We start from the raw sequence: 20888 nt of genomic DNA, 5'->3' as shown, positions 1-20888 counted from the left end.
TCACGTCCGCTTGCGGAACTTGGCTACCGCCAGGGGGGCCGTGATCGCGGTGATCGCGACCGCCCAGCCCAGCGTCATCAGCGCCGAGTGGGCGACCGGGCCGCCGTTGACCAGGTTGCGGGCGGCGTCCGCGAGGTTGGAGAGCGGGTTGTAGTCCGTGAAGGTCTGCAGCCAGCCCGGCATCGTGGTCGGCTTCGCGAAGATCGACGAGCCGAACTGCAGCGGCATCAGCACCAGCATCGCCACTCCCTGGACGGCCTGGGCCGTCTTCATGGTGAGACCGAGCAGGATGAAGATCCACATCAGCGAGGCGCCGAACACCAGCGACAGACCGACCGCCGCGAGCAGTTCGAGCACCGAGGTGTGGATGGACAGGCCGAGGATGAAGCCCATGACGAGCAGGATCGAGGTGGCGACCATCATGCGGCCGATCTCCACCACGATCTTGGCGATCAGGACCGACGACCGGGCGATCGGCATGGTCCGGAACCGGTCCATGACGCCCTTCTTGAAGTCGTCGTTGATGCCGGTGCCCACCGCCATCGCGATGTTCAGGCCCTGCATCGCCATCAGGCCCGGGATCAGGTAGTTGACGTACTCGCCCTGGTTGCCCTTGCCGGAGACGGCGCCGCCGAACACGTACACGAACAGCAGGGTGAAGATGATCGGCATGAACACGGCGTCGAACATCGACTCCGGGTCCTGCTTGATCTGGAGCGCGTTGCGGCGCACCAGGGCGCCTATGTGGCGCAGATTGGCGCGCGGGCCGATCCGGCCGTCGGCGTCCGTGACGGGCGGGCGGATGCCGGTCGGCGCCTTCGTGCGGGCGGCCTCGGCGGTGGTGGCGGTGCTCATGCCGCGACCTCCTCGATCGTGTCGTCGCTCTCGGACTCCTGGAGGGTGGGCTTCTGGCCGGTGATGGCCAGGAACACCTCGTCCAGGCTGGGCAGATGGGTGCCTATGTGGGCGATGCCGAAGCCGCGGGCGCCCAGCAGGCCGACCACCGCGGTCAGCTGCTCGTCGCTGAGGATCGGCACGTTCAGCAGGCCCTCGTCGGGGACCGCCTGGGTGCCGGAGACCCCGTCCAGACCGGCCTCGGTGATGGCGCGGGCCATCGCGCCCAGCTGGGCCGGGTCGGTGGGCCGGATCTGCAGGGTGCGGCCGCCGACCTTCGCCTTCAGCTCGTTGATGCCGCCGTTGGCGATGACCTTGCCGCGGTCGATGACCGTCAGCTGGTTCGCCAGCTGCTCGGCCTCTTCCATGTACTGGGTGGTGAGCAGCACGGTGGCGCCCTCGGCCACCATCCGCTGGACCTCGTCCCACACCTCGTTGCGGGTGCGCGGGTCGAGACCGGTGGTCGGCTCGTCCAGATAGAGCACGGCCGGGTTGCCGATCATGGAGGCCGCGAGGTCGAGGCGGCGGCGCATGCCTCCCGAGTAGTTCATCGCGGGCCGCTTGGCGGCCTCGGTGAGCGAGAACCGCTCCAGGAGCTCGTCGGCGCGGGCCCGGGCGTCCTTGCGGGACAGATCGAGCAGCCGCCCGATCATGTACAGGTTCTCCCAGCCCGACAGCTTCTCGTCCACCGAGGCGTACTGCCCGGTGAGGCCTATGGTGCGGCGCAGCTGGCGGGGCTGCTTCACCACGTCGTACCCGGCGACGGTGGCAGTGCCGGCGTCCGGCACGATCAGGGTGGACAGGCAGCGGACGAGGGTGGTCTTGCCGGCGCCGTTGGGCCCCAGGACTCCGAGGACCGTGCCCTCGCGGACGTCCAGGTCCACGCCGTCCAGCGCCTTGGTGTCGCCGAAGTGCTTCACCAGCCCCCGCACCGTGACGGCGTTGGCCGCGCCGCCTTCGGGGTTGTTGTCGATTCGCGTCATGCCCCCAAGGTGCCAGCCGCCACCGACAATCCACCGACAGACGACCTACAGACGCCGACAGCCCGCCGACACGAAGTGCCGACGGGCTGCCGTGCCCCTTAGGGGCGCGGGGAACTGCGCGACCAGCCAAGGCCGGTCCGCAGCCGAAATGACTGCATTCCCCGAGCGGCGCGCTCAGTGGAACGTGTGCTCCTCCGCCGGGAACGCCCCGCCCACGACCTCGCCTGCGAACTCCTTGGCCGCGTCACCGAGGACCCGGCGCATATCCGCGTACTGCTTCGTGAACCGCGGCACCTTCCCCCCGGTGAGCCCCACCATGTCCGTGTACACCAGCACCTGCGCGTCGCACTCGACGCCCGCCCCGATCCCCACGGTGGGGATGTGCAGCGAGCGCGTGATCTCCGCCGCGACCTCCGCGGGGACGAGTTCGAGCACCACCGCGAACGCGCCCGCGGACTCCGCCGCCTTCGCGTCGCGCAGCAGCTGGTGCGCGGCCTCGTCGGAGCGGCCCTGCACCCGGTAGCCCATGGCGTTCACGGACTGCGGGGTCAGGCCCAGGTGGGACATGACCGGGATGCCGGACTGCACCAGCAGCTCGGTCTGGGCCAGCGAGCGCTCGCCGCCCTCCAGCTTGACGGCCCCGACGCCCGTCTCCTTGATCAGGCGGGTGGCGCTGCGCAGCGCCTGCACCGGGCCCTCCTGGTAGGTGCCGAACGGCAGGTCCGCGACGACGAGGGCGCGCTTGGTGCCCCGTACGACGGCGGCGGACAGCATGGCGATCTCGTCGAGCGTGACCGGGACGGTCGTGTCGTAGCCCAGGTGGCAGTTGCCCATCGAGTCGCCCACGAGGAGCACCGGGATCCCGGCCTCGTCGAAGACGGACGCGGTCATCGCGTCGTACGCGGTGAGCATGGGCCACTTCTCGCCCCGGGCCTTGGCGGCGGCGATGTCGTGGATCGTGACGCGGCGCGTGGACTTGCCCCCGTACAGCGCCTTGCTGCTGTCGGAACGTTCTACGGGCGGATTCTGCGCAGCCTTAAGTTGTTGCGTCATCGCAACGGCTCCTGTTCGTCATCTCGAAGCGCCCTGACGGCGTCTCCGGACCACTTCCATGGTGGCATCCCACCCCCGCCGACGGGAAGTGGGTGCCTCAGTCACGCAAATACATGACCTTTAAACCACCCACCTGGCAAATATGCGCGTTTTGTCACAGCCACCCCCGCGGCCGTGACCCGCTGGAACCCCGCGCGGCGCCCTGTCGTCATCGAGGCAGTACGGGGCAAGGGAAAGCCGCCCTCCATCGCCTAGGGTCATCAGGGCGGCGGAGTACGAACGGCAAGGCAGTGAGGACGACGGTATGACGCGGGCGTACGTGGCGGAGACGGGGAACGGCAGCGCGGAGGGCGAGCGCTCCGGATCCCGGGTCCGGCGCCTGCTCGACGGCTGGCAGGGGGATCCCGGCATCTGGCGGCGGGGCCTGGTCCTGGCCGGGCTCGCGGTGCTGATCGCCCTGGTCATGCTGGTCCACGCGAAGATCCCCAACCGGATCGGCAACCTGGGCAGCCTCACGGAAACCTTCCTGCCGTGGCTGGGCGTGTTCGTCCCGGTGCTCCTCGGCCTCGCGCTGTGGCGCCGCTCGGCGACCGCGCTGATCGCCCTGGTCCTCCCGGCGGTCGTCTGGCTCAATCTCTTCGGCGGGCTGCTCACCGACAAGGAGAGCAAGGGCGGCAACCTGGTCGTCGCCACGCACAACGTGAACGCCGACAACCCCGACCCGGCCGGCACCGCCCGTCAGCTCATCGCCTCCGGCGCCGACGTCCTCGCCCTGGAGGAGCTGCCCGGCAGCGCGGTCGGCGCGTACGAGAAGGCGCTGAACGGGACCTATCCGCACCACTCGGTGCAGGGCACGGTGGGCCTGTGGTCGAAGTTCCCGCTGAGCGACGCCGAGCCGGTCGACATCAAGATGGGCTGGACCCGCGCCATGCGCGCCACCGTGAGCACCCCCGCCGGCCAGGTGAAGGTGTACGTGGCGCACATGCCCTCGGTCCGGGTGAAGCTCAGCGCCGGGTTCACCGCGCGCCAGCGGGACGCCAGCGCGGACGCCCTGGGCGACGCCATCGCCGGCGACCCGCTCAAGAAGGTCGTCCTGCTCGGCGACCTCAACGGCACCATGAACGACCGCGCCCTGAACAACATCACCTCGCAGATGCGCTCCACCCAGGGCGCGGCGGGCAACGGCTTCGGCTTCACCTGGCCCGCGTCGTTCCCGATGGCCCGGATCGACCAGATCATGGTCAAGGGCGTCGAGCCGAAGTCCTCGTGGACCCTGGGCCGGACGCCCAGCGACCACCTGCCGATCGCGGCGCGGCTGAAGATCTGAGGCCAGGGGGCCGGGGTCGGGGCCGGGCGCCCGGGTTCAGACCGACTCGCGCCACCGGTTGGTGATCGGCAGTCGCCGGTCCTTGCCGAAGCCCTTCGCGGAGATCTTGGTGCCCGGCGGGTACTGGCGCCGCTTGTACTCGGCGGTGTCGACGAGCCGCAGCGTCCGCGCCACCAGCTCCGCGTCGAACCCCGCCGCCACGATCGCCTCGCGGCCCTGGTCGCGGTCGACGTACATCGCCAGGATCGCGTCCAGGACCGCGTAATCCGGCAGCGAGTCCGTGTCGACCTGGTCCGGGCGCAGCTCGGCGCTGGGCGGCTTGGTGATCGAGTTCTCCGGGATGGGCGGGACCTCGCCCCGGTCGGCCGCCGCCTTGTTGCGCCAGTTGGCGAGGCGGAACACGGCCGTCTTGTAGACGTCCTTGATCGGGCCGTACGCCCCGACCGAGTCGCCGTACAGGGTCGAGTACCCCACCGCCAGCTCGGACTTGTTGCCCGGCGCGAGCACCAGATGGCCCTCCTGGTTGGAGATCGCCATCAGCATGGTGCCGCGCAGCCGCGACTGGAGGTTCTCCTCGGCGAGCCCGGTGAGCCCCAGCGAGACCATGTAGGCGGTGAACATCGGCTCGATGCTCACCGTGCGCAGGTTCAGCCCGGTGCGGCGGGCCAGCTCGGCCGCGTCGCCCCTGGAGTGCTCCGAGGAGTACTTGGACGGCATCGACACGCCGTACACGTTCTCCGCGCCGAGCGCGTCGCAGGCGATCGCGGCGACCAGCGCCGAGTCGATGCCGCCGGACAGACCGATCAGGACGGACCGGAAGCCGTTCTTGGACACATACGCGCGCAGGCCCGTGACCAGCGCCGAGTACACCTCCTCGTCGTCGTCGAGGCGCTCGGCCTGTCCGCCGGTGAGCTCCGGCTCGTACGCCGGGACGGGCTCCTCGGAGAGGATCACGTGCTCGATCCGTAGCCCGTCGTCGACCGTCCCGGACGGGACCGGGCCCGCGGCGGGCAGCTCCAGGTCGAGCAGCACACCGCCCTCGGAGAACTGCGGGGCGCGGGCGACGACCTCGCCGCCGCGGTCCACGACGATCGAGTCGCCGTCGAAGACCAGCTCGTCCTGGCCGCCGACCATCGCCAGGTAGGCGGTGGTGCACCCGGCCTCCTGGGCCCGCTTGCGGACCAGTTCGAGGCGGGTGTCGTCCTTGTTCTGCTCGTACGGCGAGGCGTTGATCGAGACCAGCAGCCCGGCCCCGGCCGACCGGGTGGCCGGGACGCGCCCGCCGTCCTGCCAGAGGTCCTCGCAGATCGCCAGGGCCACGTCGACGCCGTGGACCCGGATCACGGGCAGGGTGTCGCCCGGCACGAAGTACCGGAACTCGTCGAAGACGCCGTAGTTGGGCAGGTGGTGCTTGGCGTACCGGAGCACCACCTCGCCGCGGTGCAGCACCGCTCCCGCGTTGCGCGGGGCGCCCGCGGGCTGGCCGTAGCGGGGCCGGTCGGCCGACCGGTCGAGGTAGCCGACGATCACCGGCAGCTCCCCGAGGCCCTCGGCGGCCAGCCGCGCCGCCAGAGCGGTCAGCGCCTGCCGGGAGGCCTCGACGAACGAGGAGCGCAGCGCCAGGTCCTCGACGGGGTAGCCGGTGAGCATCATCTCGGGGAAGGCGGCGAGGTGCGCGCCCTGCTCGGCACAGTGCCGGGTCCAGTGCACGATCGCCTCGGCGTTCGCGGCGATGTCGCCGACGGTCGAGTCGATCTGATTCAGAGCGAGACGTAGTTGAGGCACCCCGCCAGTGTAATCGTCAAAGCGACGCGATGGGGGGTGGAGCGAGGGCGCGGCACCCCGCTCCACCCCACCGGCGGGGCTACTTCCGGTAGCCGAGGACCGTCATCATCCCGGCCTCCGAGTGGTAGACGTTGTGGCAGTGGACCATCCACAGGCCCGGGTTGTCCGCGTCGAAGTCCACGGTCAGCGTCTGCTTCGGCCGCACTACCGCCGTGTCCTTGCGGGCCCCGCCCGCGCCGCCCGCCAGCGCGAACGTGTGGCCGTGCAGATGCACCGGGTGCCACATCGACGTCGTGTTGGCGAAGACCAGCCGCACCCGCTCGCCTGCCTGGACGGGGTGGCGCGCGTCCGGCCGGTACGGCTTCCCGTCGAAGGCCCAGTCGTACTTCGCCATCCCGCCGGTCAGCGTCAGCCTCACCGTCCGGTCGGGCGCCTTCGAGGGCAGCGCCACGGAGGCGTCCGGCGCGAGCTTCTCGGCTGTGAGCAGCCGCCCGGTCAGCTCCTTGGGGCGTACGGAGGCGTCGGGCGCGGCCCCGCCGCCGGTGCGCAGCACCGCCAGCGCCGCCGCCTTCTTCCCCTCGGCCCGCGCCACCAGCGGGAACACCCCGTCGCCCGCCGTGACCAGCACGTCGTACCGCTCGCCCATGCCGAGCAGCAGCGTGTCCGCCGTCGTGTGCCGGACCGGGAAGCCGTCCGTGTGGGTCACCGTCAGCTCGTGGCCGCCGAGCGCCACCCGGAACGCGGTGTCGCCGCCCGCGTTGATGATCCGCAGCCGGACGCGCTCGCCCGGCTTGGCGGTGAAGACGGCGGGGTCCTGCGGCGTACGGCCGTTGACCAGGTAGTACGGATACGCGACGTCACCCGCGTCGCCGCCGAGCGCCTCGCTGGTGGCGCCCATGAGCATGCGGGAGGGACCGGCGGAGGGCGTCGGCGTGCCGCCCATGTCACCCATGTCGTGGCCGGAGTGGTCCATGCCGTCCATGCCGCCCATGCCCTTGCGCAGTTCCGCCAGCACCGCGTCCGGCGTCGAGCCGTCCACCCCGTCGACCCAGTCGTCCAGGACGACGACCCACTCCCGGTCGTACGCCAGCGGCTCCTTCGGGTCCTCGACGATCAGCGGGGCGTACAGGCCCCGGTCCTGCTGGACGCCGGAGTGCGGATGGAACCAGTACGTGCCGGGGTGGGCGACGGCGAACCGGTAGGCGAACGACGCCCCCGGCGCGACGGCCCGCTGGGTCAGACCCGGCACGCCGTCCATGTCGTTGCGCAGGGCGAGGCCGTGCCAGTGCAGCGAGGTCGGCTCGGGGAGGTGGTTGGCGAGGGTGAGCGCGAGCGTGTCGCCCGCGGTGACCCGGACCTCCTGGCCGGGCAGCTTGTCGCCGTACGCCCAGGAGCGGACGGTACGGCCGCCGCCCAGGTCGAGCGGGGTGGCGGTGGCGGTGAGGCGGACGTTGCGGACGGGCCCGGAGCCGCGCCGGGCCTCGGCGGCGACGACCTCGGGACCGGCGGGGTCGACGAAGCCCGGGGGAGTGGCCGACGGCGTGGAGCCGTGGTCCATTCCGCCCATGCCGTCCATTCCGTCCATCGAGCCGGAGCCCGAGCAGGCGGTGAGCAGGGCGCCGCCCGCGACGGCGGTGGTGGCGCCGAGCACGGCGCGGCGAGTGGGGTGTGCGGACATGACTGGGTGCACCTCGTGGTGTGGGCATGCGAAGGAGTAGGGGCGCGTGTCCTGCTTCGCGCGCTCCTACTGGCGCAGCACCGACAAGGCGGCGACGCGACTCCCGTACGGAGGGGGAGGGTTGGGCCACAGCGGCCGCAGGGTCCGGCCGCGTACGACGATCGCGCCCGGCGTCCGGCCGCGCGCCGACAGCAGCCGTACGGCGAGCAGGGTGAGGCCCCACACGCCGAGCACGGCCAGACATACGGAGCCGGGGTCCATACCGCGCATGGGCTCGTGGCGGGGAGCGGCGGCGGCCTGGTGGTGAGCGGCGGGCGCGGCCATGGCCATCGCGGTGTGCTCGCCGGGGGCGGCCGCGGTGTGCTCCGCCGGATGCCCGACCGTGTGCATCGTGAAGATGCCGAAGAGCAGCGCGGCGCAGAGCAGCAGCTGCCCGTACGCCGTGGTCCTCCTCGCGGTCACCATGGACCGCACCTTACCCCCACCCGGTATGACTCGACGTGCGGGACCCCGGACGCCCAGGTGATCATGGCCCCATGACGACCACGGACGCGGCCGAAGAGGAAGCCACCGGCTCGCGCGTCCGGCCCGCGGTGGTCCTGCTGGCGCTCGGCGCGCTCGCCTACACCGCGTGGGTGCTCGAAGTGGTCCTGCACACCGGGCTCGACCCCGTACAGACCTATGTCAGCGAGCTCGCCGCGGCCGACCAGCCGCTCGGCGGGCTCTTCCGGGCGACGGACCTGGTGGCCGGGGCGCTGGTGTTCGCCGGGTCGGCGTGGGCGCTGTGGCGGTGCGACCGGCGGGGCTGGTCGGTGGCCGGGTGGGCCGGGCTCGTGCTGTTCGGCGCGGCGACCGTGGCCGACTCCCGGCTGCCGCTGAGCTGCGCGCCGACCGCCGACCCCGAGTGCGCGGCGCGCGAGACGGCCGGTCTGGTTCCGGCCACGCACACCGCGCACGCGGTGAGCAGCAGCGTCGCGATGACCGGGGCGCTGGTGGGCGTCGTGGCGCTCACGGTGGCGGCGCGCCGCTATGGCCGATGGGCGCCACTGGCCCGGGTGGGACCGTTGCTCGTGGTGCTCGAACTGGCCGTCACCGTCTGGACGCTGGCCGCCATCGCCGCGTTCGAGGCCGGGCGCGGGACCTGGTCGCTGGGGGCCGGGCAGCGGGGGCAGGTGCTGCTGGTCGCGGTGTGGCTGGGGGTGCTCGCGTACGCGGTCGCGCGCGAGAATCGAGTATGACGTTCGTACGGATCGACGGGGTGCCGCACCATGTGGTGGTGGAGGGGAGCGGTCCGCCCGTGCTGCTCAGCGCGGGCCTGGGCATGGCCTGGTTCGACTGGGACGAGGTGGCGGCGCTGCTCGCCCCCCACCGCACGGTGGTCCGCTTCGACCGCCCCGGCCACGGCCTCTCCGGCCCGGCGGCGGCCCCGCCGACGGCCTCGGGGGAGGCGCACCGGATCGCGGCGGTCCTGGACGCGGTGGGGGTGTCCGGGCCGGTGACGGTGGTGGGGCACTCGATCGCGGGCTTCCACGCGGAGGCGTACGCCCGGCTGCACCCTTCCCGTACGGCCGCGCTGGTCCTGGTGGACTCCAGCGTGGAGCCGGAGGCCCGGCAGGTGGCGTCCGCGCGGGTGGTGTCGGCGCGGGTGGCGGGGGCGGTGCTGTCGGGCGTCGGTCTGCCGGCGGCGCTCGGGCCGTTCCTGCGCCGGGCCACGGTCCGCCTCTCCCGCACGGGCGGGTCTGACCCGGCCCCCCGGGCCCTGGTCCACCGCTGCTACCGCACGTCCAGGGTGTGGCGGGGCCTGCTCCTGGAGAACGTCCGCTACCGCGCGGTGGCGGCGGAACTCCTCCACCTCCGCGACCACTTCCCGCTCCCGCCGGTGCCGGTGACGGTTCTGGCGGGCGGGGCGGGGGGTCCGTCCTGGCTCACCTGTCAGCGGGGGCTGGCGGATGCGTTGGGGGGTGTGCTGGAGGTGGCCGAGGGGGCGGGGCACTTGGTGATGCTGGACGACGCGGGAAGGGTGGCGGACTCGATCCTGGACGCGCCGCATTCCCCCACCCCGCCCTTTCCCTGAACCCTCCGGGGGAGGCTCGCTTCCCGGGGGCCCGTTGGCGGGGCCTGCGGCCCCTGCACCCCGCTGTGTTCGTCTGCGGACCGTGGATGGCTGGTCGCGCAGTTCCCCGCGCCCCTAAGAATGCCGCTCCGCGGCAATCCCCTGGGCGCCCCGGAGGGGCGCTTCTAGGGGCGCGGGGAACTGCGCGACCAGTTGGGGACGGCTCGCAGACGAACTAACCGGCCGGGGAAAACGCCCCGCCCCGGGACCGGAACCGGCCCCGGGGCGGGGGTGTTCACACACGAACAGGAACGCGCACCGGACACCCGGCCACGTCGTGGCTAGTAGTGGCGGCCATACGACGCCACATAGCCGCGGGAAGGCGTGCCGACACCCGTCACGTCGTCATACCCCCGCACCGCCCGCAACGAACTGTCCTTCCCCAGCGTGCGAACGGACGTCGCGAGCCCGCCCGACGCGTCGACCCCGTTCACGAAGTCGACCCGCGCCACCGCGAGGTCACGCGCCCCCAGCGGGTGGTCCGTGACGTCGTGGTACAGCGGCGAGCCGTAGCGCGCGTAGATCGACGGGTTCGCGAAGCCGATCGGGAAGTGCCGGGCCTGCTGCGCCAGCGCCTGCACGCCCGCGATCACCGGCGCCGCCAGCGACGTACCGCCGATGCGGTACTCGTCGTACTTCACCGCGCCGTCGGGGAACGTCTGCGTCTGGCCCACCAGGAACCCCGTGTTGGGGTCCGCGACCGCCGCGATGTCCGGGATCGTGCGCATACGGGCGGAGCCGTTCGCCTTCGCGAGGGAGTCAGGGACCACGCCCCGCTGGTAGAACGGCTGCTTCACCGTCGCGCTCGTGCCACCGCCCGCGCCCGACGTGTACGCGCCCGGGAAGTTCGTCCAGCTCTTCCCGTCCGCCGCCAGCGACGCCTTCAGCGTGCCCCAGCCCGTCTCGAACTTGTACGTGTCGCCCTTGCCGACCGCCAGCGACGTACCGCCGACCGCCGTCACCCACGCCGAGTTGGCCGGGGTGTCGACCTGCTTCTTGCCGGTGTTGGCGACCTCGTCGCCGTCGTCGCCGGAGGAGAAGTAGAAGCCGATGCCCTCGACGGCGCCCAGCTTGAACGTCTGGTCGTAGGCCGCCGCCACGTCCGGCGTCTCGTTGGCCTCGATGTCGCCCCACGAGTTGGAGACGATGTCGGCCAGGTGGCTGTCGACGACCTTGTTCAGCGCGTCGAGCAGATCCGGGTCGTTGCAGGACGCGCCCGCCACGTACACGATGTCCGCGTCCGGCGCGACCGCGTGCACGGCCTCGACGTCCAGCGACTCCTCGCCGTACCAGCCCGCCGCGTCGCACGCCTCCACGCTGTTGTAGTCGGCGGGCTTCACCTCGCTGTACTGGCCGTGCTTGTACGACTTGTCGCCGTTGCGCAGCGCGTACCGCTGGGCGTCCTTCGCCATCGTCGGCGAGGCGTACGCGTCGGTGATCGCGACGGTCACGCCCTTGCCGGTGTAGCCGCCCGCGCCGTACGCCGCCCGCAGCTGCTTGCCGGTGTACCCCCTGACCGCGTACGGGACCTTGGTGCCGTACGCGTCCGGCAGGGTGGTGGCGATGTTCGAGCCGTAGTACGTCGAGAACGGCCCGGAGTTCTTGAAGGCGGGGCCGGGCCCGGGCAGCGTCTCGTGGTGCGTCGCCTTGTGCGGGGCGTTGTCCAGGCCGGTCACGGTGAGCACCGCGTCGGCCAGCGCGCCCGGCGCGGAGGCGGTCTGCACCGGCGCGCGGTAAGTGCGGCCGCCCTTGCGGTAGTTGTGCAGCTGGGTGGCGAACGCCTTCTCGGCGGCGGCCACGTCGCCGGAGACCGAGATGTAGTGCTGGTTGCTGCCCGTGACGGTCAGCCCGGGCGACTTCAGCCAGCCGGTGACCGCCGCGATCTGCTCCTTGGTCGCACCGAAACGCTGCTGCGTCTGCGCGGCGCTCAGGAACTTCCCGTACGACGCCGAGCTCGGGTCCGACACGGCCGCCGCGTACGCGGCGAGGCCCTTGGCGTCGCGGCCCGCGAGGTAGACGCGCGCGTCGACCTTGTTGCCGTTCGCCGTGGCGCCCTGGTCGGCGGCGCCGGTGGCCCACGCGGGCTTGGTGCCCGTGAGGGCGGCCCGCCCGGACGGCACGGGGTCCGCCGCGTGGGCGGACGGTATGCCGAGAGCGAGCGCGCCGGCGAGCAGAGGCAGTGTCGCTGCCATGCTCACGGCACGCCGCCTGGTGCGGCTGGTTCTCATTTGACCCCCTGCATGAGGCTCTTCACCTGGGAGGCATATGCACTTGATCTGCACATGCACAGCGTCACTCTGGTGAGGAACGGTTCATGCGGGGGGCATGCCTGTGTCAAGAGAAACCCAAGTCCCGCCGGGGAGGCGGGACTTGGGTCCGTTTTAGTGGTGTTGGGCGGCTGCCGTCCGGTAAGCCGGGTTACGTACGTGCCTTCAGCATCTGCGCCATCAGGTCGATCTCCGACTGCTGGGAGTCGACCATGCCCTGCGCCAGACCGCGCTCCACCTCGGTCGTACACCGCTGGGCGCACCCCTGGGCCATGTGGATACCGCCCTTGTGGTGCTCGGTCATCAGCTGGAGGTAGAGGACCTCCGCCTGCTTGCCGTCCGCCTTGCCCAGCCGGGCGATCTCGGTGTTGGTCGCCATGCCGGGCATCAGGGCGCCGTCCGCGCCGGGCTCGCTGCCCATGCCCATCCAGGCCATCGGCAGCCGTTCCGGCTCCGACTTGGGCAGCCCCCACAGATCGAGCCAGCCCAGCAGCATGCCCCGCTGGTTGGCCTGGGTGTTGGCGATGTCGTACGCGAGCCGGCGGACCTCCTCGTCCTTGGTGCGGTCGCGCACGATGAACGACATCTCCACCGCCTGCTGGTGGTGGACGGCCATGTCGCGCGCGAAGCCCGCGTCCGCCGAGGCCGCCACCGGGGTGTGCGCGGCGGGCTTCGAGTCCCCTCCGGTGGCGCTGGCGACCGTGGCCACCGTCGCGAACACCAGGGCCGCCACGACCGCCGCGAGGGACGCCCAGTAGGTGCGGTTCACTTCTGGTCCAGCCCGCCCGTGCACGCCGCGCCCGGCTCCGGCGTCTGCGCGCCCTGCACGTACTTGGCGAAGAACTGGTTGACCCGCGGGTCGTCCGCGCTGGTCACGGTGACCTGCTTGCCCCAGGCGCTGAGCATGATCGCCCCGGCCTGGTCCTGGTACGGGCTCATCAGCGAGTACGGCGTCTTGGAGACCTTGTCGGAGAGCTTCTGCACATCGGCGGCGGGCGCCTTGTCGTTGTACGTCACCCAGACCGCGCCGTGCTCAAGGGAGTGCACCGCGTTCATGTCGGGGACCGGCTTCTTGTAGACGGCGCCGCCGCAGTTCATCCACACCTGGTCGTGGTCCCCGCCGACCGGCGGCTTCATCGGGTACGACACCGTCTTGGTGACGTGGTTGCGGGTGAGCTTCTTCGGGTCCCAGTCCTTCTCGCCGGCGATGGTCGCCTTGGCGTCGGCGGCCTTCTGCGCCTGCTGCTTGTCCTTGTCGTCGGACTCCTTGTTCAGCAGGTACGCGCCGGTGCCGACGAGCCCGGCGACGATCACCACGGACGCGGTGATGGCAATGAGCTTGTTGCGCCGCTCGCGGGCCTGCTCGGCCCGCCGCATCTCGGCTATCCGCGCCTGCCGCGAGCTCTTGGTTTCCTTGGTGGCCATGGTGGCTCAAGTCCTTCTGGTGAGGGGGAAGTCGGGGGAGTTCCTATGGACCCCGCGAGGCCCGTACTGCCAGGGGCGCGGGGAACTGCGCGACCAGCCGAAGCGGACCCGCAGTCAAAACGACCGCACAACCAGCGGAGCTATGTCCGCAGCACCTGAAGGACATGAAGGTCAGGGACCCGGGGCGGAGCCCCGGACCGCGCGGGCGCCCCCGCGAGACGGGGCGCGGCGGCCCGTACGGCGTGCGCGGCCCCCGGCGCCGGGGTATCGAGCGGAGGCGCGGTCAGCACGGCCGGATCCGCGTGCGGAAAGAGCCCGCAGTCGCCCCGGTCGTACGGACAGCTGTACTGCGCCGCCCCGCTCACCGCCACGGCGTGGTGGACCCGGGGAGCGGTGGGGTCCGCGCTCGCCTCGCCGCCCGCGGTGAGGCAGAGGAAGAGCGCGGCGAGGAGCGTCGCCATGGCGCTCACCAGCGCCACGGGACGTGTGATGCGAAGGCGTCTCACTCCCCCCATAGCCGCAGATGCTAGGCGAGGGAGCACGCCGCGCGGCAGGGTGGGGTCGGCCAAGATCCGGCCACCCGGCCGGAACCGGTCCGCCGCGGGCCGGGCGGCGGCCTGCGGCGGACCTGGAGCTCAGCCCACGAAGTCAGCCCCCGAGGTCAGCCCACGTGGACGCGCGGACGCCGCTTCAGGTCCGGCTCGGCCCGCCGCAGCACCTCACGGGTGACCGGCGCGACCTCGCCGTCGCCGAAGACCAGGAAGCGCAGCAGATGGCTGAGCGGGTGGCCCTCGGTCCAGTTGAAGTACGCGTGCGGCACCTCGCCGGTGCGCTCGCGCAGCTTCATCATCACCGCCGCGATCGTGTTGGGCACCACCGCGCCCTCCACCCGCAGCCTGCGCACCCCGTGCTTCTCGTCGCCGTGCACGGTCAGCTCGGTGGTGAAGTCCGAGGAGTTCTGCACGAACACCTCCAGGAACAGCACCGGCCGCCCGTCCGGGATATGGGTCTCCTCGCGCTGGCTGTACTCCTTGGCGCGGTACTCCCGGGTGCTGTGCTCCTGCGGCTCGTTGGCGATCAGCCGTAGCGGTCCGCTCGCGGCCGCCTCGTCGATGAACCGGCTCGCCGCCTCGTCGAAGGTCACCTCGGTGGCCCGCAGCTCGAACGCCCGGTGCACCCGGGACGCGAACGACGACAGCAGGATCGCCAGGATGAACAGCAGTGCGATCTTGAGCCCGTCGGGCCGCTCGATGACGTTGGTGACCAGGGTGTACGCGAAGACGGCGGTGATCGCGCCGAACCCGACGGCGGCGGCCCGCTTGCCCCGGTGCAGTACGGCCACGGTCGAGGCGAACGCCGCCGAGAGCATCAGGACGAGCACCCCGGTCGCGTACGCGCCGCTCTGCGCGTCCACGTCGGCGTCGAACCACCAGGTGATGAAGAAGGCGATCGCCACGAAGAGCAGCACCAGCGGGCGCACCGCGCGGGTCCACTCCGGGGCCATGCCGTAGCGCGGCAGATAGCGCGGGACGAGGTTGAGCAGCCCGGCCGTCGCCGACGCCCCGGCGAACCAGAGGATCGCGATGGTCGAGATGTCGTACACCGTGCCGAAGGCCTCGCCCAGGTGCTGGTGGGCGAGGTAGGCGAGCGCGCGGCCGTTGGCGTCGCCGCCCGCCTTGAACTCCGCCTCCGGGATGAGGATCGTCGTGGCGAGGCTGGAGACCAGCAGGAAGCCGCTCATGACAAGGGCCGCGGTGGTGAGCAGCTTGCGGGTGTCGCGGATGCGGCCGAGCGGCTTCGCGTACGTGTCGGAGGCGTCACCGGTGATCTGCGGCATCACCGCCACACCCGTCTCGAAGCCGGACATGCCGAGCGCGAGCTTGGGGAAGACGAGCAGCGCCACGCCGACCATCGCCAGCGGCGAGGAGTGCTCGGCGCTTGCGGCGTGCCACCAGTCGTTCACCGCGACCGGCTCGGTGGCTATCTTGCCGACGGCGGTGGCGAGCACCACCAGGTTGAGCGTCAGATAGACGGCCACCAGCACCACGGCGACGCCCATGGCCTCCTTGAACCCCTTGAGGAAGACCGCGCCCAGGGCCGCGACCAGGGCGAGCGTGATCCAGAGGTTGGAGCCGTGCAGCCAGTCGGGGGCGAAGGGGTTCTCCACCACGTGGGCCGAGGCGTCGGCCGCCGACAGGGTGATCGTGATCATGAAGTCGGTGGCCGCGAAGCCGAGCAGCACCAGGACGAAGATCTTCCCCGCCCACCAGGGCAGCAGCCGCTCCAGCATGGCGATGGAGCCCTCGCCGTTGGGGGACTCCTTGGCCACCCGCCGGTAGACCGGCAGCGCGCCGAGCAGGGTCAGCGCGATCAGTACGAGGGTGGCCATCGGCGAGAGCAGCCCGGCCGCGAGGGCCGCGATGCCGGGCTGGTAGCCGAGGGTGGAGAAGTAGTCGACACCCGTCAGGCACATCACCCGCCACCACGAGTGGCCCTGGTGCTCCTGCGGCGGGGTGCCGTGCGGTCCGGGGTGGCGCGCGGAGCGCTCGGACAGGCCGTCCAGGAGCCAGGCCCGCCAGCGCCGGGCGGCGGGTTCGCGCGCGGGCGGCGCGGCGACGGTATCCGGGGGCTCCATCTGGGTGCCGGTCATCCTTCGGGTTCTCCATAGCCGTACTCGTGCTGCACTCGTTGGCAGTACTCGGGTCCGTACCCCGGTGGCCGTATTCAACCGTTGCGGGGACGTTTCTGCATGCGACGAGGAGCGAGTATCCCCCACAGCCTCGCCCCGCGCGGCACCCGGTGCGACTGTGGGGAGGGGACGTGCCGCAGGTCATACCGGGTGCGTAATGTGGCGGTAATCCCGGGCCTTGATACTGATGTTTCCCCCTCATGCCCGGGCGGTGGTGCACAGACCGTCTGAACTGCAAGGATGTGGCTATGGACAAGCAGCAGGAGTTCGTGCTCCGCACTCTCGAAGAGCGTGACATCCGGTTTGTGCGTTTGTGGTTCACCGATGTGCTCGGCTTTCTGAAGTCGGTCGCGGTGGCTCCTGCCGAACTGGAGCAGGCGTTCGACGAGGGGATCGGCTTCGACGGCTCGGCCATCGAGGGCTTCGCGCGGGTGTACGAGTCCGACATGATCGCCAAGCCGGACCCGAGCACGTTCCAGATCCTGCCGTGGCGCGCGGAGGCCCCGGGCACCGCGCGGATGTTCTGCGACATCCTGATGCCCGACGGCTCGCCGTCCTTCGCGGACCCGCGCTTCGTCCTCAAGCGCATCCTTGCCAAGACCTCGGACCTGGGCTTCACCTTCTACACCCACCCCGAGATCGAGTTCTTCCTGCTGAAGGACAAGCCGTTGGACGGCACCCGGCCGACCCCCGCGGACAACTCCGGCTACTTCGACCACACCCCGCAGAACGTGGGCATGGACTTCCGCCGGCAGGCGATCACCATGCTCGAATCCATGGGCATCTCGGTCGAGTTCAGCCACCACGAGGGCGCGCCCGGCCAGCAGGAGATCGACCTGCGGTACGCGGACGCGCTCTCCACGGCCGACAACATCATGACGTTCCGCCTGGTCATGAAGCAGGTGGCGCTCGAACAGGGCGTCCAGGCGACCTTCATGCCGAAGCCGTTCTCGGAGTACCCGGGCTCCGGCATGCACACCCACCTCTCCCTCTTCGAGGGCGACCGCAACGCGTTCTACGAGTCGGGCGCCGAGTACCAGCTCTCCAAGGTCGGCCGCTCCTTCATCGCGGGCCTGCTCAAGCACGCCGCCGAGATCTCGGCCGTCACCAACCAGTGGGTCAACTCCTACAAGCGCATCTGGGGCGGCTCGGAGCGCACGGCGGGCGCGGGCGGCGAGGCCCCCTCGTACATCTGCTGGGGCCACAACAACCGCTCCGCGCTGATCCGGGTGCCGATGTACAAGCCCGGCAAGACCGGCTCCTCCCGCGTCGAGGTCCGCTCCCTGGACTCCGGCTGCAACCCGTACCTGGCGTACTCCCTGCTCCTCGCGGCCGGCCTCAAGGGCATCGAGGAGGGCTACGAGCTCCCGGCGGGCGCCGACGACGACGTCTGGGCGCTCTCCGACTCCGAGCGCCGCGCGATGGGCATCGAGCCGCTCCCGCAGAACCTCGGCGAGGCGATCTCGCTGATGGAGCGCAGCGAACTGGTCGCCGAGACGCTCGGCGAGCACGTCTTCGACTTCTTCCTGCGCAACAAGAAGCAGGAGTGGGAGGAGTACCGCAGCGAGGTCACCGCCTTCGAGCTGCGGAAGAACCTGCCGGTGCTGTAGGGGCGTTCCTTGGGGGTGTTCCGCGCGGGGCATTCGGGTGAGCCCGGCGGGCGGGGGCGGTCGCCGGAGTGTGTCATGGCAGGGGGCGGCCGGAGGGCTGCCCCCGCGCCGACGCACCGCGAGGAGCATCTCCATGACCCAAGGCCTCAAGACGATCATCTATCCCGTCAAGGACCTCGCCCGGGCGAAGGCGGTCTTCGCCGGGCTTCTTGCCACCGATCCCGTGATGGACGAGCCGTACTACGTGCAGTTCGACGCGGCGGGCCAGGAAGTGGGCCTCGACCCCAACGGCCACGGCAAGGGGATGACCGGGCCGGTGCCGTACTGGCATGTCGACGACATCAAGAAGACCGTGAAGACGCTGGTCGACGCGGGTGCGCAGACGCTCCAGGACGTCCAGGACGTCGGCGGCGGGCGGCTGACGGCGTCGGTGAAGGACGCCGACGGCAACGTCATCGGGCTGATCCAGCCGTCCTGAGGTACGAGGCGGGAGGCCCGCCGCGCGCGTGGGGCGGCCGGCGCCGGGAATACCGCCCGGCTGCGGCCGGTTGCGGCTGCTGGGAGCCAGCCGGTCCCGCCGTGCGACCAGAGGATTGAGCATGCCGTTCGTCCATGTCGAGTACTCGGAACGTCTCGCCGAGACCTTCGACCGCCAGGCCTTCGCGCGCGACGTCCACGCCGCCGCGCCGGGCATCGTCGACGCCCCGGCCGCGGCCTTCAAGAGCCGCTTCCGGCGGATAGAGGAGTCGTACTTCGGCGAGGGCGAGGACGACATCGACGCCGTCTTCGTCCAGCTGTCGATCCTCACCGGGCGCACCCAGGAGGCCCGCGAACGGCTCGCCGAGACGGTCCGCGACCTCACCCTCAAGCACGTGACGGCGCCGCAGGGCCGCCGACTGCACGTCATGGTCGAGGTCCGCGAGATGGAGCGCGAGTCGTACCGCTTCCACAAGGACTGACCCCTTCCCGCGCCCCCGGCGCCGCTGCCATCCTTGGCCCGTGTCCGTATGGATGGCGTGCGTCTGGGGGCTGCTCGGGGCCGGTGCCCTGGAGGCCCACCAGCTGCGCGGCGACATCGCCCGGGTGCGGAACCTGCCGTGGCGCGTACGCGGTGAACTCCCCCTCGGCGCCTACCTCACGGCCCTCGCCCTGCGCCTCGCGCTCGGGGTCGGCCTGGCGGCCGGGTTCGGCGCGTCGGGGCAGGCGGGCGGCCCGGTGGGCGTGATGGCGGTGGGCATCGCGGCGCCCAAGGTGCTGGAGCAGCTGGCCGGCCGCAAGCTGGCCGAACTCCAGGCGGCGGGGGAGCCGTCGGCGGCGGAGCCCGCGGCCGGGCCCGCCGCACCCGCGGAAGTGGAGGGAGCGACCGGTGAGCGGAACTGACACGTTCATGAAGCAGGTCATCGCCTCGCTGGCCAGGAGCCGCCCCTTCGGGGAGACGTCCACCGCCGCGTACGCCTCGCACCTCCTCGCCGAGGACCGGCCCGACTACGAGCGGCTCGTCGACGACGTCCTGCGGGACCACCCCGCCGGGCCGGACGAGCCGCTCACCCCCGGGCAGGTCCGCACCATGGCGGTCAACGCGGCGAGCCTCATCAGTTCCGCCGCCGCGCCCGAGTACCTGGAGTACGTCCGGCGGCGCGAGGCGGGTCGGCCCACCGAAGCCGGTGACGAGGCCGCCGAGGCCGGCGCCCCCGCCGTGGTCATGGTCCTCGCCCCCGTCCTCGCCGGAACCGCCGCTGTCGGATTCCTCGGCGTCGGCTACGGGCTGCGGCTCGTCAACGGCGACAGCGACTTCGTCCGTACCCTCATCAGTACGGGCTGGGTGTTCGGCGCGATCACCGTCGCCGCCATCCTGGTCGGGGCGGTCGCGCTGCTGCTGACGGCGGTGCGCAACAGCACGTACGGACCCGCCGCCCCCGACGTCGCCGCCGCCCGCGAGACCTGGCTCGCCGCGCTGCGCGAGCGGGGCGTCGAGCCCTTCGTCCGGGAGGTGCGCAGGGCCGTGCCGGGGCCGCCCGGTGAGCCGGGCGCGGGCGGCTGATCAGCCCAGATACGCCGGAGCCAGCCCCGCCGTGAGCAGCTTGCGCGGGCTCCCCGTCCCGTCCGCCGGGAGGGTGTACAGGTCGGCCCCGTAGTCGCCCGGCAGGGAGTACGCGACCGTCCTGTCGTCCTGCCACACCAGCTGGTCGTCCACGCTGCGCGGCTCCGCCAGGGCCGTCTCGCGCATCGTGGCGAGGTCCAGGACGTACAGGCGCCAGGGCGCGTCCGCCGGGAGGCCGGGCACGCGCTTCTTGAAGGCGAGGCGGGTGCCGTCGGGGGAGAGGGACGGGCACTCCAGGTTGGTGCGCAGCGTCGTCACCTTGCGGGCCGGGAGGTCGCCGCGGACCAGGTACGTCTTCTTCCCCGTCGCCATCGTCGCGTAGAAGTGCTCGTCGTCGGCGAAGGTGACACCCCAGAAGTTCACGTCGGAGGCGTGGTACGGGTGCCCGTCGCGCTCGATCGTGAAGTCCTCCAGGGTCTTGGTCAGCTTGCCCGTACGGGTGTCCAGGATCGCCGTGCGGGTGGAGAAGTTGGTGCCCGCGTACGAGTCGCCGCCCACGAAGACCGTCCAGGCCGCCAGCTGGCCGGACGGGGAGACCCGCGCCCGGGTCGGGATGCCCGGCAGGCTGTAGTGGGCGCGCTCCTTCAGCCGCGCGTCCAGGATCACCGCCCGGTAGCCGTCCTGCACCGCGCCCCGCTCGGCCCGCAGGCACACCCCGGTCCCGGCGGCCGCGTAGAAGCGCAGGCACTTGACGCCGGAGGCGGTGCGCGGCCCCGACGGATCGGCGGCCGGGACCGTGGCGAGCTCGTCGCGGTGCGGGCCCCACGCCATGTTGCGGAAGACGATCCGGCGGCCCGAGTCCGGGGCGAGCGAGACCTCGCCGCCCCGCACCGGCGGCCCGTCCGCCTGCACCTGGTTCTTGCGGTCCTCGCGGCCCGCCGCGTGCAGTACGGCCGCGGTGGCCACGCCCGCGAGGACGACCAGGGCCGTCGCCAGGACGATCAGCTTGTTGCGCAGGGTCAT

The 20888-nt window shown here is 71.7% G+C and carries 20 protein-coding genes; 8 read left to right on the top strand and 12 right to left on the bottom strand.

Translation table 11 applies throughout. The annotated features are described in order from the left end of the window. The 3 genes from BX283_RS14700 to panB form a co-directional block, all read right to left on the bottom strand. Entirely contained in the window at nt 1–855 is an 855-nt protein-coding gene (locus BX283_RS14700; protein ID WP_101388075.1) for an ABC transporter permease, read from the bottom strand. Then, a complete protein-coding gene (locus BX283_RS14695) occupies nt 852–1877 on the bottom strand; it encodes an ATP-binding cassette domain-containing protein (RefSeq protein ID WP_101388074.1) in 1026 nt (341 codons plus the stop codon). The genes BX283_RS14700 and BX283_RS14695 overlap by 4 nt, the downstream gene beginning before the upstream one ends. A gap of 174 nt (nt 1878–2051) precedes the next feature. After that, on the bottom strand, nt 2052–2930 hold the full coding sequence (gene panB / locus BX283_RS14690) for a 3-methyl-2-oxobutanoate hydroxymethyltransferase (protein ID WP_101388073.1): 879 nt from the start codon (nt 2928–2930) through the stop codon (nt 2052–2054). Nucleotides 2931–3234: 304 nt separating this feature from the next. Here panB and BX283_RS14685 point away from each other — a divergent pair, with 304 nt between their 5' ends. Continuing rightward, nucleotides 3235–4257: an endonuclease/exonuclease/phosphatase family protein gene (locus tag BX283_RS14685; protein ID WP_101388072.1), complete on the top strand. Its 1023-nt coding sequence runs from the start codon at nt 3235–3237 to the stop codon at nt 4255–4257. Nucleotides 4258–4293: 36 nt separating this feature from the next. Here the strand turns inward: BX283_RS14685 and BX283_RS14680 are convergent, their stop codons facing one another. The 3 genes from BX283_RS14680 to BX283_RS14670 form a co-directional block, all read right to left on the bottom strand. Continuing rightward, complete coding sequence (locus BX283_RS14680; RefSeq protein WP_101388071.1) at nt 4294–6042, bottom strand: NAD+ synthase; 1749 nt, start codon at nt 6040–6042, stop codon at nt 4294–4296. 79 nt (nt 6043–6121) lie between these two features. Then, a complete protein-coding gene (locus BX283_RS14675; protein WP_101388070.1) occupies nt 6122–7720 on the bottom strand; it encodes a multicopper oxidase family protein in 1599 nt (532 codons plus the stop codon). Between the two features lie 66 nt (nt 7721–7786). Beyond that, on the bottom strand, nt 7787–8185 hold the full coding sequence (locus BX283_RS14670) for a hypothetical protein (RefSeq protein ID WP_101388069.1): 399 nt from the start codon (nt 8183–8185) through the stop codon (nt 7787–7789). Nucleotides 8186–8256: 71 nt separating this feature from the next. Here BX283_RS14670 and BX283_RS14665 point away from each other — a divergent pair, with 71 nt between their 5' ends. Beyond that, entirely contained in the window at nt 8257–8958 is a 702-nt protein-coding gene (locus BX283_RS14665; protein WP_101388068.1) for a DUF998 domain-containing protein, read from the top strand. Continuing rightward, nucleotides 8955–9794 carry an alpha/beta fold hydrolase gene (locus BX283_RS14660; protein ID WP_101388067.1) on the top strand — a complete coding sequence of 280 codons (840 nt, stop codon included), beginning with the start codon at nt 8955–8957 and terminating at the stop codon, nt 9792–9794. Before BX283_RS14665 ends, BX283_RS14660 begins: the two co-directional genes overlap by 4 nt. Nucleotides 9795–10114: 320 nt before the next feature. Here BX283_RS14660 and BX283_RS14655 read toward each other — a convergent pair whose 3' ends face one another. The 5 genes from BX283_RS14655 to BX283_RS14635 all read right to left on the bottom strand — a co-directional run bounded on the left by BX283_RS14655 (nt 10115) and on the right by BX283_RS14635 (nt 16175). Next, complete coding sequence (locus BX283_RS14655; RefSeq protein ID WP_101388066.1) at nt 10115–12025, bottom strand: protease pro-enzyme activation domain-containing protein; 1911 nt, start codon at nt 12023–12025, stop codon at nt 10115–10117. Nucleotides 12026–12251: 226 nt separating this feature from the next. Then, nucleotides 12252–12869, bottom strand: coding sequence for a DUF305 domain-containing protein (locus BX283_RS14650; protein WP_101388065.1), 618 nt, complete (start codon nt 12867–12869; stop codon nt 12252–12254). Further along, a complete protein-coding gene (locus tag BX283_RS14645) occupies nt 12866–13525 on the bottom strand; it encodes a DUF3105 domain-containing protein (protein WP_257582806.1) in 660 nt (219 codons plus the stop codon). The genes BX283_RS14650 and BX283_RS14645 overlap by 4 nt, the downstream gene beginning before the upstream one ends. Before the next feature lie 140 nt (nt 13526–13665). Continuing rightward, the gene (locus BX283_RS14640) at nt 13666–14004 is read right to left on the bottom strand and encodes a hypothetical protein (RefSeq protein WP_257582804.1); all 339 of its coding nucleotides are present in this window, start codon (nt 14002–14004) and stop codon (nt 13666–13668) included. Nucleotides 14005–14186: 182 nt separating this feature from the next. Then, nucleotides 14187–16175: an amino acid transporter gene (locus tag BX283_RS14635; protein ID WP_257582802.1), complete on the bottom strand. Its 1989-nt coding sequence runs from the start codon at nt 16173–16175 to the stop codon at nt 14187–14189. A gap of 287 nt (nt 16176–16462) precedes the next feature. Between BX283_RS14635 and BX283_RS14630 the strand changes: the two genes are divergently transcribed. From BX283_RS14630 to BX283_RS14610, 5 genes are all read left to right on the top strand, one after another. Next, the gene (locus BX283_RS14630; RefSeq protein ID WP_101388063.1) at nt 16463–17824 is read left to right on the top strand and encodes a glutamine synthetase family protein; all 1362 of its coding nucleotides are present in this window, start codon (nt 16463–16465) and stop codon (nt 17822–17824) included. A gap of 133 nt (nt 17825–17957) precedes the next feature. Then, nucleotides 17958–18302, top strand: coding sequence for a VOC family protein (locus BX283_RS14625; protein ID WP_101388062.1), 345 nt, complete (start codon nt 17958–17960; stop codon nt 18300–18302). 121 nt (nt 18303–18423) lie between these two features. Continuing rightward, the gene (locus BX283_RS14620; RefSeq protein WP_101388061.1) at nt 18424–18783 is read left to right on the top strand and encodes a 5-carboxymethyl-2-hydroxymuconate Delta-isomerase; all 360 of its coding nucleotides are present in this window, start codon (nt 18424–18426) and stop codon (nt 18781–18783) included. Nucleotides 18784–18823: 40 nt separating this feature from the next. Next, the gene (locus BX283_RS14615; RefSeq protein ID WP_143676428.1) at nt 18824–19204 is read left to right on the top strand and encodes a hypothetical protein; all 381 of its coding nucleotides are present in this window, start codon (nt 18824–18826) and stop codon (nt 19202–19204) included. Then, a complete protein-coding gene (locus BX283_RS14610) occupies nt 19191–19865 on the top strand; it encodes a hypothetical protein (RefSeq protein ID WP_143676427.1) in 675 nt (224 codons plus the stop codon). The genes BX283_RS14615 and BX283_RS14610 overlap by 14 nt, the downstream gene beginning before the upstream one ends. Here the strand turns inward: BX283_RS14610 and BX283_RS14605 are convergent, their stop codons facing one another. Further along, entirely contained in the window at nt 19866–20888 is a 1023-nt protein-coding gene (locus tag BX283_RS14605) for a PD40 domain-containing protein (protein ID WP_101392337.1), read from the bottom strand.

The organism is Streptomyces sp. TLI_146, from assembly GCF_002846415.1.
Taxonomy (GTDB): domain Bacteria; phylum Actinomycetota; class Actinomycetes; order Streptomycetales; family Streptomycetaceae; genus Streptomyces.
This window is presented reverse-complemented; position numbering and strand designations above follow the sequence as displayed.

What these genes read in the sequence shown, in the direction of transcription:
- BX283_RS14685 (WP_101388072.1), top strand. Translation starts at nt 3,235, where the DNA reads ATGACGCGGGCGTACGTGGCGGAGACGGGGAACGGCAGCGCGGAGGGC.
- BX283_RS14700 (WP_101388075.1), bottom strand. Translation starts at nt 855, where the DNA reads ATGAGCACCGCCACCACCGCCGAGGCCGCCCGCACGAAGGCGCCGACC.
- BX283_RS14655 (WP_101388066.1), bottom strand. Translation starts at nt 12,025, where the DNA reads ATGGCAGCGACACTGCCTCTGCTCGCCGGCGCGCTCGCTCTCGGCATA.
- BX283_RS14645 (WP_257582806.1), bottom strand. Translation starts at nt 13,525, where the DNA reads ATGGCCACCAAGGAAACCAAGAGCTCGCGGCAGGCGCGGATAGCCGAG.
- BX283_RS14635 (WP_257582802.1), bottom strand. Translation starts at nt 16,175, where the DNA reads ATGACCGGCACCCAGATGGAGCCCCCGGATACCGTCGCCGCGCCGCCC.
- BX283_RS14670 (WP_101388069.1), bottom strand. Translation starts at nt 8,185, where the DNA reads ATGGTGACCGCGAGGAGGACCACGGCGTACGGGCAGCTGCTGCTCTGC.
- panB (WP_101388073.1), bottom strand. Translation starts at nt 2,930, where the DNA reads ATGACGCAACAACTTAAGGCTGCGCAGAATCCGCCCGTAGAACGTTCC.
- BX283_RS14665 (WP_101388068.1), top strand. Translation starts at nt 8,257, where the DNA reads ATGACGACCACGGACGCGGCCGAAGAGGAAGCCACCGGCTCGCGCGTC.
- BX283_RS14630 (WP_101388063.1), top strand. Translation starts at nt 16,463, where the DNA reads ATGGACAAGCAGCAGGAGTTCGTGCTCCGCACTCTCGAAGAGCGTGAC.
- BX283_RS14675 (WP_101388070.1), bottom strand. Translation starts at nt 7,720, where the DNA reads ATGTCCGCACACCCCACTCGCCGCGCCGTGCTCGGCGCCACCACCGCC.
- BX283_RS14660 (WP_101388067.1), top strand. Translation starts at nt 8,955, where the DNA reads ATGACGTTCGTACGGATCGACGGGGTGCCGCACCATGTGGTGGTGGAG.
- BX283_RS14625 (WP_101388062.1), top strand. Translation starts at nt 17,958, where the DNA reads ATGACCCAAGGCCTCAAGACGATCATCTATCCCGTCAAGGACCTCGCC.
- BX283_RS14605 (WP_101392337.1), bottom strand. Translation starts at nt 20,888, where the DNA reads ATGACCCTGCGCAACAAGCTGATCGTCCTGGCGACGGCCCTGGTCGTC.
- BX283_RS14695 (WP_101388074.1), bottom strand. Translation starts at nt 1,877, where the DNA reads ATGACGCGAATCGACAACAACCCCGAAGGCGGCGCGGCCAACGCCGTC.
- BX283_RS14620 (WP_101388061.1), top strand. Translation starts at nt 18,424, where the DNA reads ATGCCGTTCGTCCATGTCGAGTACTCGGAACGTCTCGCCGAGACCTTC.